Origin of the sequence: Neobacillus jeddahensis, assembly GCF_000612625.1 — a bacterium.
GTDB lineage: Bacteria > Bacillota > Bacilli > Bacillales > Cytobacillaceae > Neobacillus > Neobacillus jeddahensis.
The window spans coordinates 15,161-27,906 of sequence record NZ_CCAS010000056.1 but is presented as its reverse complement, the minus strand read 5'-3'; the positions used below and the strand labels follow the sequence as shown (position 1 = coordinate 27,906).

The 12,746-nt window shown below is 41.8% G+C and carries 15 protein-coding genes; 2 read left to right on the top strand and 13 right to left on the bottom strand.

Translation table 11 applies throughout. The annotated features are described in order from the left end of the window. The coding region (locus TY15_RS23790; protein WP_187373557.1) for a transposase at nt 1-197 on the top strand (197 nt) is incomplete at its 5' end. 222 nt (nt 198-419) lie between these two features. On the opposite strand, the gene TY15_RS18685 is transcribed toward TY15_RS23790, so the two are convergent. Together TY15_RS18685 and TY15_RS18680 are read right to left on the bottom strand one after the other, a co-directional pair. Further along, the gene (locus TY15_RS18685; protein ID WP_040209543.1) at nt 420-629 is read right to left on the bottom strand and encodes a hypothetical protein; all 210 of its coding nucleotides are present in this window, start codon (nt 627-629) and stop codon (nt 420-422) included. Nucleotides 630-757: 128 nt separating this feature from the next. Continuing rightward, nucleotides 758-1,024, bottom strand: coding sequence for a phage holin (locus tag TY15_RS18680; RefSeq protein WP_040209544.1), 267 nt, complete (start codon nt 1,022-1,024; stop codon nt 758-760). Nucleotides 1,025-1,512: 488 nt separating this feature from the next. Between TY15_RS18680 and TY15_RS18675 the strand changes: the two genes are divergently transcribed. Next, the gene (locus TY15_RS18675; protein WP_040209545.1) at nt 1,513-3,600 is read left to right on the top strand and encodes a transglycosylase domain-containing protein; all 2,088 of its coding nucleotides are present in this window, start codon (nt 1,513-1,515) and stop codon (nt 3,598-3,600) included. 54 nt (nt 3,601-3,654) lie between these two features. Here TY15_RS18675 and TY15_RS18670 read toward each other — a convergent pair whose 3' ends face one another. From TY15_RS18670 to TY15_RS18620, 11 genes are read right to left on the bottom strand one after another with little or no spacing between them, the layout of a single operon-like run. After that, complete coding sequence (locus tag TY15_RS18670; RefSeq protein ID WP_040209547.1) at nt 3,655-4,374, bottom strand: AIR synthase related protein; 720 nt, start codon at nt 4,372-4,374, stop codon at nt 3,655-3,657. After that, nucleotides 4,371-4,865, bottom strand: a complete 495-nt coding sequence (locus tag TY15_RS18665; RefSeq protein WP_244440961.1) for an ECF transporter S component — start codon at nt 4,863-4,865, stop codon at nt 4,371-4,373. The genes TY15_RS18670 and TY15_RS18665 overlap by 4 nt, the downstream gene beginning before the upstream one ends. 1 nt (nt 4,866) lies before the next feature. Next, a complete protein-coding gene (locus TY15_RS18660; protein ID WP_040209548.1) occupies nt 4,867-5,451 on the bottom strand; it encodes a cob(I)yrinic acid a,c-diamide adenosyltransferase in 585 nt (194 codons plus the stop codon). Continuing rightward, on the bottom strand, nt 5,451-5,900 hold the full coding sequence (locus TY15_RS18655) for a bifunctional adenosylcobinamide kinase/adenosylcobinamide-phosphate guanylyltransferase (protein WP_040209550.1): 450 nt from the start codon (nt 5,898-5,900) through the stop codon (nt 5,451-5,453). Before TY15_RS18655 ends, TY15_RS18660 begins: the two co-directional genes overlap by 1 nt. Continuing rightward, on the bottom strand, nt 5,852-6,463 hold the full coding sequence (locus TY15_RS18650; protein WP_040209551.1) for a histidine phosphatase family protein: 612 nt from the start codon (nt 6,461-6,463) through the stop codon (nt 5,852-5,854). The genes TY15_RS18655 and TY15_RS18650 overlap by 49 nt, the downstream gene beginning before the upstream one ends. After that, the gene (gene cobS, locus TY15_RS18645; protein WP_040209702.1) at nt 6,421-7,209 is read right to left on the bottom strand and encodes an adenosylcobinamide-GDP ribazoletransferase; all 789 of its coding nucleotides are present in this window, start codon (nt 7,207-7,209) and stop codon (nt 6,421-6,423) included. Before cobS ends, TY15_RS18650 begins: the two co-directional genes overlap by 43 nt. After that, nucleotides 7,209-8,714, bottom strand: coding sequence for a cobyric acid synthase (locus tag TY15_RS18640; RefSeq protein WP_040209554.1), 1,506 nt, complete (start codon nt 8,712-8,714; stop codon nt 7,209-7,211). The genes cobS and TY15_RS18640 overlap by 1 nt, the downstream gene beginning before the upstream one ends. Next, nucleotides 8,711-9,283, bottom strand: a complete 573-nt coding sequence (locus TY15_RS18635; protein WP_040209555.1) for a bifunctional adenosylcobinamide kinase/adenosylcobinamide-phosphate guanylyltransferase — start codon at nt 9,281-9,283, stop codon at nt 8,711-8,713. Before TY15_RS18635 ends, TY15_RS18640 begins: the two co-directional genes overlap by 4 nt. Next, the gene (gene cobD, locus TY15_RS18630) at nt 9,256-10,341 is read right to left on the bottom strand and encodes a threonine-phosphate decarboxylase CobD (RefSeq protein ID WP_040209557.1); all 1,086 of its coding nucleotides are present in this window, start codon (nt 10,339-10,341) and stop codon (nt 9,256-9,258) included. Before cobD ends, TY15_RS18635 begins: the two co-directional genes overlap by 28 nt. Continuing rightward, complete coding sequence (gene cbiB, locus TY15_RS18625) at nt 10,298-11,281, bottom strand: adenosylcobinamide-phosphate synthase CbiB (RefSeq protein WP_040209560.1); 984 nt, start codon at nt 11,279-11,281, stop codon at nt 10,298-10,300. The genes cobD and cbiB overlap by 44 nt, the downstream gene beginning before the upstream one ends. Then, a complete protein-coding gene (locus TY15_RS18620; RefSeq protein WP_040209562.1) occupies nt 11,278-12,744 on the bottom strand; it encodes a heme ABC transporter ATP-binding protein in 1,467 nt (488 codons plus the stop codon). The genes cbiB and TY15_RS18620 overlap by 4 nt, the downstream gene beginning before the upstream one ends. Nucleotides 12,745-12,746 lie beyond the last annotated feature (2 nt).

Genomic DNA, 12,746 nt, shown 5'->3' with positions numbered 1-12,746 from the left:
AAAGCCATTTCCTCCTGAGAAATTTGAAAAAGAAACGCAAAGAGATGGTTGAACGTGTCTTTGCAGATGCGAAAGAAAAGCATGGTATGCGATGGACAACCTTACGAGGTCTTAAAAAATTGTCTATGCAGGCGATGCTTACGTTTGCTGCCATGACTTTAAAGAAAATGGCAACTTGGACTTGGCAACCTGCTTGAGTGTGAGCCGAACTAGTTGATTGGAGCGGAAGGCGCTTGACTCCTGGGGGATTAGCAGGACAGGTGAGATCCCGCAGGAGCGTAGCGACGAGGAAGCTCACCGCCTGCCCCCTGGAAAGCAAGCGCCTGGAGCGGAAATCAACGTATTTTAACCGCAATCCTATCCAAAAATGACAAACGGCCTCTCGATGCCTTTTGTCGACAATCTGAGAGCTCCCATTGTCATTGGGAGCTCTTTTCATGATTTTCTTTAAGGATCACTTTTGACTTTCTTTTACTAAAAGCGGTTAATATGTAATTCATATACTTCTTCCATCTTCTTTTTCTATCAGGATTAGCACCGTATACATATCGATTCCAAGATAAATAGATCAGTTCCTCCAATACAGTAAACAGAAAAAATAGGATCGGAATCATATACCTAACTGACATTTCCAGGACCCCTTTCCAAAAGGATAATTTATCCTATTCGAAAAACGATAAAAGAAGTACGATCGATGTTAATAAGGATCACCAATAATTTAAAAAATCAGTGCCAAAATGGCACTGACGAGGCAAGACTAATTGGGATCCTTATATTTTAATGCTCTTTCACTATCCCCGTATCCTTTTGTTGTCGGATCCTGAACAATTCCCAATAAGGATAATAAAACAAAGATTGCATTAATAATTGTAACTATCGAATCTTGGATGGCATCCGTTATTTGAAAGTTAATCAATCCAGCGGAGTTCAAACCAGCAATCACCAATTGGGCAACAATTAATAGTTGCGACACAAATGCGATAACCCAATTCCTATTTTTGAAGCGAACTTTCCAGTTAATCAAATTCCCCACTCTCCTCCTACATTGTTGTCTCATTACTAACATATGACCGCTATAAAAAAGGTTGTCCACGAATATCACGGTTTTCCTTTTTTTTCAAAAGAAAAAACAGGTACCGACTCGGAACCTGTTTTTCTATTACACCTCTCTGCGCATGGCTCTTAGCACATCTACACGTGTTGCCCGCTGTGCTGGTCGCAATCCCGACAGAAGTGTTACACCATAACAAACAAATGACTACACAAATGATCGGAAAAATTAACGGAATTTCACTAAAGGTGACATTCAAATTAGCTTCCTCACAAAATGCCTGTTTAATAATGAGAGGTAGGGCGAAGTTGACTGCAATGCTAATTCCGTATGAACCCGATTGTTGAAACGGTTTTTTTCATTAAATTGCTTTCAAAGAAACATACTTTTATTGGTCTTTTTCTACGAGAAAAATTATAATAGATAAATCGAAAAGTTCTTTTTGAAAGTTAGGAGATAGCATGGAGAAATTACATCCATTTCGAGAAATGGTCATCCGTTTTTGGAAAAAAAAACATCTAACCCAAATTATCTTATTAATCATCCTTGTTGTTGTTTTAGCAACCATTCTTTATTTCGGTTGGCTTGCAACAAGAGCAAATGTCGAATCGCTCAAGCAAGGCTTAAGCCAGCCAACGGTCATATATGACAAAAATGGAAAAGTATCTAGCAACGTCGCCACTAATCGGACTGAAGGCGTGAACATCACAGAGTTACCAAAGTTTGTCCCTAATGCGGTAGTAGCGATCGAGGATGAACGTTTCTATGAACATGGTGGCTTTGATGTCAAGGGGATTGCCCGGGCCTTTTTCAGTAACCTATTTGCTGGTAGAATCACGGGTGGCGGCAGTACTTTAACACAGCAGCTTACAAAAAACGCCCTCCTTTCACCTGAGCGAACCTATAAACGCAAAGCAGAGGAACTATTTTTAGCCGTCAAAATGGAAAAGGTCTATTCAAAAGATGAAATACTACAAATGTATATCAACCAAGTTTACTTTGGCAGCGGAGCATGGGGAATTGGTAACGCCTCAAAACGATATTTTAACAAAAATATTAAGGATGTTACGCTTAGCGAGGCCGCTATGTTGGCAGGACTACTGCATGCACCGAATTATTTAGATCCATATCAAAACTATGATTTAGCGGTGAAACGCCGGAATGTTGTCTTAGCAAAAATGAAGGAACTTGAGATGATTACGGAAACTGAGTACACTACCGCTAAAAAAGAAAAGATTGAACTTGACGATGGCGGAGGAAGTGCGGTTGAGCGCAAATATCCATATTACGTGGATGCCGTCTTAAATGAAGCAATCTCAAAATATGGCATTACACAAGAAGAAATTTTAACAAGGGGTTACCGGATTTATACGGAAATGGACCAAAATCTACAAACAGGATTGGAAAATGTCTATAAAAACAACGCCCTATTCCCGCGAGCAAAGGATCAAACTATAGTCCAAAGCGGATCGGTTTTAATGGATCCCGCCTCTGGTGGTGTCCGTGCCCTTGTCGGCGGTCGTGGTGAGCATGTCTTCCGTGGCTTTAACCGGGCCACACAATTGCAGGCTCAGCCAGGCTCATCGATCAAACCATTGGCTGTTTACACGCCGGCTTTGGAAGAAGGCTATAACTATTCATCCGAGCTTGTCGATGAACCCACCTCGTTTGGAAATTATAAACCGGAGAATTTTTCAAAAACGACCCAGGGGAAGGTTGAACTGTATAAAGCCTTAGAAGAATCGTTAAATATTCCAGCTGTATGGTTATTAAATGAGATTGGCTTAAACAAGGGATTGGATTCTTTGAATCGATTTGGAATCCCTGTCGAAAAAGAGGACAAAAACCTGGCCGTTGCCCTTGGCGGCATGAGCAAAGGAGTCTCACCACTGCAAATGGCGAATGCCTTTACTGCTTTTGCAAATGACGGAAAACGTCAGGATCACCACCTCATTACCAAAATTGTTGGTCCTACAGGTAATATTATTGCCGAACGAAAGGCAAAGACGACAAAAGTGACCTCTAAAAAAGTGGCTGAAGAAATGACGTCGATGTTATTGAATGTCGTCGAAACAGGAACTGGCAAACGAGCTCGTATACCAGATGTTCAAATCGCTGGCAAAACTGGTTCAACCCAGCTTCCGTTTAGTAGTGTAAGTGGGACGAAGGATCAATGGATGGTGGGTTATACCCCGAACATCGTTGGTGCCATCTGGATCGGCTATGATAAGACGGACAAGCAGCATTATTTACCAAGTGAAAGCTCGTCTAATGTGGTCCCTATTTTTAAGGAAATCATGTTGGAATCCTTGCCCTATCTGCCAAAAGAAAATTTTGAGGTAGCTTCAATCAATGCACAATTGGCTGGTGATTCTTCAAAAAAATCAGTCAATGAACAGGCAAAGGAAATTAGTAAGGAATTAAATGAAAATGCGAAAAGGATTGGGGCCACTATCAAAGAAAAAGCCCCTGAATGGAAAAAGAGCTTGGATCACGCCCTCTACTCGATTGGAAAAGTTGTGAACGGATTAGTTGAAAAGTTTAAATAAAGGGAAGAGTAGCACGCAATCGATGCGTGCTATTTTCATTTTAGATCAATAAACTTATAAATGGTACAGCTGTAACGGGTGGAGGTATTCCCCTGCTAATTTTAATAATTTTTCCTCGAGTTCGTGATGATAAGCAACAATAAAACAGGTAGAGGGACCAGAGGATTTACACACATCCACGTCGCTAACAATCATATCCTTACTCCATTTTAGCTTTGGAAAGATTTGATTCAACTCATACAAGATCCCCTTAGAGCCGACTGGCCAAATAATCATTTTCTTTTCCTTACATAGCTTGTGAAACAGGGATAGCGGTGCTACCTGATGTGCTTGTTGCACCACTTCATTTCCAATAAGCGGCAAACCCACAATCGCGAACTTCAGGTATTTCCAGTAATCGACCCTCTTCGTTTCAGCCCCTAACTTCTTGCCAATAACGACTAATCCAACGGCAGATTGCATAAGTGAAAAATTGCTTTCCGTACTACCCGTAATCAATACGTGGTGTAAATTCAGTTCATCCAACCCTGCTTGAATTCCTTTAACAAGCTCCTCCCATGGTTCATTTCCACAAAAGTTATGAAGGACGACCGAAATGGGCTCACCACCCGCTGCGATGCATTCCATAGCAGCAACTCTGAACGAATAATAGGCGACTGTTTCGTATGGGACATGGACATGGTCATCATTCTTCATCCCAATGGCTCCGCTGTTATCACTAGCGATAATTAACGTGTCTAAATCGTTAATAGGAATCGTAATAATATTTCTCATTGTTTTGCCTCCTGTTTAGATGCAGCAAATGAGATGAAGGTAGATAAGCGTGGGATCACAATCCAAGCGATGACCATATTCATGATTGAACCGATCAGTAATGAAGGAACAATCGACATATAAAAACCTATATTCATAATTAATATAAACGGCAAGGGAGCTATGAAAGAGTTCCCAATGATAAAGAGAGTGCTAGCAAAGATTTTCTTATTAGGTTTAAACAATATGCCAAACATCCACACAAGTGCAGCCATTTCAAACGCAATCAAAAAGTGCATGACTCCTAACGGAAAGCCACCTAATAATGCAGATAAAAGGTGACCGACCCCACCCACAATGGCAGCCGCTCTCCCCCCCAAAAGAGCGGCTGCCAATAAAGCTGGAAAGGCATCCAATGCTATACTACCGACGATGGCTGGGACTTTGATCATAGCGCCAACAGCTGCCAATGCCGTAAACATCGCCAACCAGCTAACCATTTTTCCGTTCACGCTATTCCTCTCCCTTGCGCTTCACATCCCTAAACACCTTCGCACTGCGGACATATTCAACATCCTTGACATTAAGGCGGCAATTGATGACTCTAGCTAAAGCAAAGAAATAGTCTGAGAGCCGATTCAGATACATTAATGCGACATAAGATGTTTTCGAGTCAGTCTTGACCAGTTTGACTACCAATCTTTCTGCTCTTCTCGTCACGGTTCGCGCAATATGAATCGATGCTGCCGGCTTGGTCCCTCCAGGTAAAATAAATCGTTCTAGTTCTGGTGCCTCCTCAATATATTCATCAATTTTCTTTTCCAAGTAATCAATTGATTCCTTCTGTAATTTCAATTCTCGCTTTTCCATGACATTTGCCAAATCACCGCCACAATCAAATAATTCATGTTGAATTCTCTCCAAATCTATTAATACATCCTTGAATAGTTCCTGATCAAGTTCTTGGATGGCCTGACCGACAAAGCAATTAACCTCGTCTACGGTTCCATATGCTTCCACGCGAGTATCATCCTTATCTACCCGTCCCCCGATAATGCTCGTTTTTCCTTTATCACCTGTTCTTGTATAAATTCTCATTAATAAGCTCCCCTTTTCTTAATAGTTTGGTTAAGTCCATACCAAATGACGTCCACTTTTTCTGATTGGGCTGCGATATCTTGATACGCCCAGCCCGTCACATCTCTCCATAGTCTATTTTCTCTTTCCATTGGAACAATTCCTTTTGTAATATCCGTCCCAATGACAATTAATTGTCGATCTTCCTTTCCGCTCTCCCATGAAAGCCAGTAATGTAAACACTGGTTCCAAATATCACGACACCTGGATGCCTCATGATTCATCGTTAGCTCCTTCAGCCATAGCTCTATCCCCTCCAAGATAATGACATCCTGGTCATTGTCTTTTAATTGTTCTGGGAGAGGTATATCATGATAGGCGGAAAGCCATACTTCAGGCCCCTTCACACAATATGTCTTGTTCACCCATGCTCGTTTGCCATTAAAGGCACCTCCAGTAACAAAGTGCACCGTTCACCCCTCCTTAACGCTTCACGGTCAAAAACCAGTTCAAAACCGTGATCATGATCGATCTGCCAGCTCCAAAAATCTTTATGTTCTGGTGCAAATCTAGATAGCAGGAACCGGATCACACCGCCATGCGTAATGACTGCACAACTGTTCATGCCAATGGTTAAACCGTCATCCGCAATCGTGTCCCAACCGGCTTGAACTCTTTCAGTAAATTGGGTAAAGGATTCACCATCAGGAGGGCAATGATTTACCGGATCTAATAACCAGTTTCGATAGTGCGGATCCCCTTTCAGCTCGTCGTAGGTCTTCCCTTCCCATTTACCGAAATTCATTTCCCGAAACTCCTTTAATAAATGCAAAGACTGATTCGAGAATAATTGGTTCGCTGTATCAATGCATCGCTGTAAGTCACTGGAAAAATAGTACTCATATCTTTTTGTTATTACGATTTCTTTAGATTCCGGACATATCGGCGAATCATTCCAGCCTAGATAAGCCTTCCGTTTATTTTCTTCTGTTATTCGATGACGAAATAATGCAATAACCACACGGTCATCCATAGGATCAGCTCCATCCCTTCCACACTTGCACCTAAAACATCACCTGAAATTCCGCCAAACCAAGTGATAGCTTTTCGGCGAAAAACAATCAGGCAGCCTGCAGCTACCAGACTGAGCATCCCTATAAGCAGAAAATCTGGATCTATCATCACTATCATAAAAAAAACAATGATTATATAAAAAGGGTATGGCCATAACGCCCGTGGTGTGGCTGCTCGTTGAAACATTGAACCTAACCCTTCCTGTTTGGCAGATTTCACTGTTAACAGCATTACCCCCATTACTGCTTTACTAAAAAAAGGAATCACCACAATAAATATATAAGTGCTCACTGTGACATTCATAGTACTCTCATAAATAAATAGAAACCGACAACTTATTAAAACTAAAACAGAAAGTACCCCAAAAGCACCCGTCCGTGGATCCTTCATGATTTCCAGTCTTTTCTCCCGATCCTGATAGGAAAAATAGGCATCACTCGCATCCATCCAGCCATCTAGATGAATTCCTCCTGTCAAGAGAATCGTCGCCAGCCATAACAAGAAGGCAACTGCCAGATGGGAAAACGAAGTCATTTGTTGACATACATAAAAAATAGCGACATACACAAATCCTTGAAATAAACCTAAAAGCGGAAATGCTTGCACTGCCTTTTTGAGATGAACCTGATCCATTGGTAATGTTAAATTAATGGGAACGGCTGTGAAAAATTGAAGATTAATCAAGAATCCTTTCCAGAATGTCATCATCTTGAATCCCATTGATTTATTAAATTTTTTAATAGATCCCATTTAAGATGGCTTCTCAATTGAAACGCGATATCGTCATATCTTTGATCTTTACCATCTTTCAAGAAATTTGCCGGCTGGCTAGGTAAACACTTTCGTATTCGCAGCATGTTTAACCATTGCATTCTCCAAACATCATTATGAAAAAGATGGTGAAGATATGTTCCAATGATTTGGCCGCCGGCTGCGAAATAGCCTTCCTCTACGCCATTGTTAACTAATAAAAACGGGCTGCCTTGTTGTAAAAAGATTGTCTTACCTAAATGAATTTCATAGCCTTCTACTTGTTGAGAAGTTGGTAATCCTGTTCCCGAATGAAACGTGCCAATCACTTGTTGTGTTTCTTTCTCTCGATAAAAGGTAGTGTGTGCCGGAATAATTCCCAACCCCCTCACAATACAGTTAGGGATACCTGTGTCGGAACCGGCTTCGTCTATGATTTCTTCACCGAGCATTTGATACCCCCCACAAATGCCAACAACATGTCCACCTTGCTCCACATGATTTTGGATAAGGTGATCTAACTGATTTATCTGTAAATATTCCATATCATTAATCGTACTTTTTGTGCCTGGAAGGATAACAGCATCTGGTTGTCCCCACTCACTCTTATTATCTACCCAGCGGAGAGACACATCATCTTCATGTAAAAACGGTTCCAAATCACTATAGTTTGAAATAAACGGATGACGGATTACAGCTATATCGAGCTTCGCTTCCTTGACTGTAGCAAATTGACTGCGGATGGATAATGAGTCCTCGCCATCAATCATATGATTCTCCACATATGGTAAGACGCCGAGAACCGGAATCCCTGTTTTCTCCTCAAGCCATTGAATTCCATCCTCAAACAGACTGAGATCGCCTCGGAATTTGTTAATGATCACTCCAACTACTCGCTGTCGTTCATGCGCTTCCATAAGATCAAGCGTGCCGACGATACTAGCAAATACCCCGCCGCGGTCAATATCCGACACAAGGATGACAGGTACATCTGCCAGTTCTGCCACCCTCATATTGACCAGCTCGCGATCCTTTAGATTGATTTCAACCGGGCTGCCCGCCCCTTCGATCACGACAACATCATATTCATCCTGTAAATGATTTAGAGCTTGTTTAATCACGTTGATTCCTTTGTCATAATAATGGTCCCGATAGCCTCGACCTGATAAAGTTTCCAGGGCTTTCCCTAGATAGACCACTTCTGCTTGCTGGTCTGAGCGTGGCTTTAATAAAATGGGATTCATCCATACAGTCGGTTCAATTCGGGCTGCTTCTGCTTGAATCCCTTGGGCCCGGCCAATTTCTTTACCATCTCTTGTAACATAAGAATTATTGGACATATTTTGTGATTTAAAGGGGGCAACCTTCACACCCTCATTAGCCAATAGACGGCATAAAGCCGTTACAATAAGACTTTTACCAACATCTGAGGCTGTCCCTTGAATCATGATCCCTCTCATCGACTCATTCCTTTCATAACTATTGGAATCCCCGCCTCCACTAAAAATGCTTGATCGGCTTCGTTCACCAAGTATTGATGAATTTGTCCTAGTATTCGGCTGTACATTAACACGAGGTTAGATTCTGATACTGGCTCGAATAATAATTCGTTACTGACGACAATCAATGTACCTGCGCGATTATTAATCGACATGATCCCTGAGATTATCTTTTCTTTGACAGCGTCTAAAAAAAGCCCATCCCATTTGCACTCTGAAGAAAATAGTTCGTTATTTAATAGAGTTGTGACACAATCTAATAAAATGATATCCTGATTATGTAGCTGAGGAGCTAGCTCACCGATTCGAATGGATTGCTCCATCGTTTTCCAACTGTATTCCCCTGACCTCCGATCAAGCTGGTGTTTTTGGATCCTTTCTATCATTTCAGAATCGGAGGGAACTCCCGTCGCCAGGTAGATGAGTTGTTTGCCTGTTTCCTTTGCTATTTCAATTGCTTTCCGTTCGGCAAAGCTACTTTTCCCACTTCTAACACCACCGGTTATAAAGACGAGTGATGCTTGCGCCATATGGACAACGCCTCCATCAATTGATTGTTGTCTTCAGCTCCCTTGATCGCAAACCGAAGCCACCTTCCCTCTATTCCTGGAAAATTCATCGTATGTCGAGGAATCATTCCTCGATCAAGAAGAAACTCAAACAGCAGCAACTGCTTATCTAATAAAGGATCTCGCAATAAATAAAAATTAACTTCAGATTGTGTGAAAACATATGCTGATTGTTTAAAGAAATCAAACAGTCTCTTACGCTCGGAAGAAATAAAAAGCTGTGTTTTTTGAACAAAGGATTCGTTTTGTAAACAAATTTCTCCAGTCATCAAAGCAATGGTATTCGTATTCCACTGGGATTGCAGGCCGCGAAGTTTAGAAATAATGGTTGGCCAGGCAATTAAATATCCTAAACGAATTCCTGGAATGGCATACATTTTGGTCATCGAACGAATAATCAATAAATTTTCATACTTATTTATGTAAGGGATTAAGGAATCATAATCTATTAAAAAATCAAAAAATGCTTCATCTAAGATTACCAAGCAATCACACTTTTCACATGCTTCAATGATCGAGAGAATCGTTGATGTTTGATAATAAATTCCAGTTGGATTGTTAGGATTACATAAGAATAAGGCATCTACCTCGTCCAGCATCGAACAAAACGAATGAGGATTTAAGGAAAAATCGGGCTCCACTAACTGATGGTAAAGGATTTCACAATGATTCGCCCGGCAAGCTGTTTCGTATTCTGAAAAAGTCGGTTCTACGATACAAACCTTTTTTCCTGCCATCATTCTTGCTACTAAAGCAATTAGCTCTGCTCCGCCGTTCCCAATTAATAGGTTATCAACGGTCGTCCTCTCAATCCGTGCAATTCTTTCCTTTAGCTGAAGGCCGTGGGGATCTGGGTACACCATGATTTCTTGAAAAAAGTTTTGCCACTGATCATTCAATTCAGGCGGCGGTCCAAACGGATTGATATTGGCACTAAAATCAATATAATGTTTTGGGAGCGTGCGTCCCATTGCCTCATATAAATAGTGAGGATTTGAGCCATGTGACGGCAAATTCAAAAGCTATTCCCCCTAACCATAAAAATAGTAAAAATAATCCTACCGTTTTCACCAAAATCCTATTTGCCTGTTTAATATGGTTCTTCTTGATCGGCTCCAAGGGGTCACCCATTTTGGCCCGATTTGAAATCATCCCTTTATAATAATTAATCCCGCCGAGCTCTATCCCTAATATGGCTGCAACAGCCGCTTCACCCCAACCGCTGTTTGGGCTCGGATGTTTTTTCGCATCACGGAATAAAATAGTCCAGGCCAGTCGATTACTCATTTTTCCCGGACGGTTCGCAACCAACATGAGCATGCCTGTCAATCGACTAGGAAACCAATTCATTACATCGTCCCATTTCGCAGAGGCCCAGCCAAATTCTTTATATTTCTCATTCAAGTGTCCGACCATCGAATCACACGTATTAGTGGCTCGGTACACCATCGCCAAGGGGGCCCCGCCAATAAGCGCCCAAAATAAAGGGGCCGTCACCCCATCACTGGTATTTTCAGCAATCGTCTCAATCGTTCCTCTTGCTATCTCCTCTTCATCCAAGGAATCTGTATCACGACCGACAATATAGGATAGTTTTTTTCTTGCATCCGGAAGATTTCCTTCCATTAAAGGATGATAGACTTCAAGCGCAGCCTCCTTCAAACTCTTTTGAGCAATGGTAGTCGAAATAATAACACTCTCCACGATAATCCCCAAAATGGGATGAATCTTATACCCTATCCATGCTACTGTCAAAACGATAAAAAAAACGAACAGGACTATAAACAGGAGCATCGCGACTCCCTTCGATCTTTTTGCCTTCTTATTATTCCACCTTTTTTCAATAAAAGAGATGATGGAACCAATCCAGCGGACCGGATGAGGCCAATTGGGTGGATCTCCTATTAGCAGATCAATCAAGTACGCAATCGAAATAGAGATTAAATGGTAGACGATCATGTCTGTTTCCTCATACGAGACTTTCGAATCGCATCTGTCGTGCACTGATAAACCGCTTTACTAATTAGTTTCCCTAAAGGGGTAATCGTTCCGGCGAATTCTAGCCCTCGTCCGCTTTGTGTTGCGGCTATTAAGATACTATCTGTCGAAGTTCCAGTCGCAAGTGTCCCAGTCACTTGGTCGATCACTGCAAGATCATTCAGCGCCTTGACCTTTGCTTCCGTTGCGGTCATAATGCTTTGGATGAAAGCCTCCTCTGACAACTCACCATTTACAAATATCCATGTATTAATCGTTCCCGGGGTCACTTCAAATGAATGGAGCTCACTTTTGGATGCATCAATGGCATTACTTACCCCCGCTGTCACAACCACAAATATCGAAAAGTCCTCATGAACAAACCGTCTGAATACAACATCTTCTAGCATGACGGCTGTCATCATGCCAACGGTCTCCGCTGGTTCAAACCCATGTGCCTTTAAAAAGGACGCCATTTCTGCGCGATGATCACTACATCGATAATCCTTGTCCACATGTCGGTTGACAAATGTTCGGTGCCATCCCATTCCCGAACCAATCACCCCTGACGACATCGTCCTTAATGGTATAGGTGTACAGACCTCGATCCATTTTTTTGTAACATGAACCAAAGATTCATCTACTTCCATTTTCTCTTCTTCCTTATACACTCTTGGCAATAAAGCCAGTTGGGGGGCAGCGACTTTAGGATGAGCATGTTTTTGAATGTCTGTATGGTAAACATCGCGAATCCGCTCTTCCCGTAACACCTCGTTTGGAATATGATCGATTTGAATCATTCCTTTTTCGAGAAGGAGTAAGCGGTCACAATAGAGACCAGCAAGATTTAAATCATGAAAAATGGAGATGACTGTTAAACCATTTTCTGTTGTCCATTCTTTTAGGAAATCTAGTAATTCCTTTTGATACGACAAATCCAAATGGTTTGTTGGTTCATCTAAGAGGAGGATTTCCGGCTCTTGAGCCAATGCCTGAGCAAGAAAAACCCGCTGCTTTTCGCCGCCTGATAACTCCTGAATATTTTTATGTTGAAAGGTAGTGACGCCAATCTGCTTCATCACTCGTTGGACTATCTCTTCGTCCTCGCTATTCCACGTATGAAATAACCCTTTCTGATGAGCGTACCGTCCAAGCGAAACCGTTTCTTTTACCGTATAAGAGAAGGTTTGGGAGGAATGTTGTGAAAGGACGGCGATAATTTTCGCCAGCTGTTTTGGCTTATATTCCTGCAGGCGTTTTCCCCTAATCGAAATCTCCCCTGATTGGATGGGTAAAATGCCACTAAGCATTTTCAATAGAGTCGTTTTTCCGCTTCCATTTGGTCCAAGGATCCCGAACAATTCTCCTTGTTTGACCTTGAAAGAGACGTCTCTCAGAACAGCTTCACTCGAGTAACCACCAGAAACCTGTTGAACACTTAGCATAT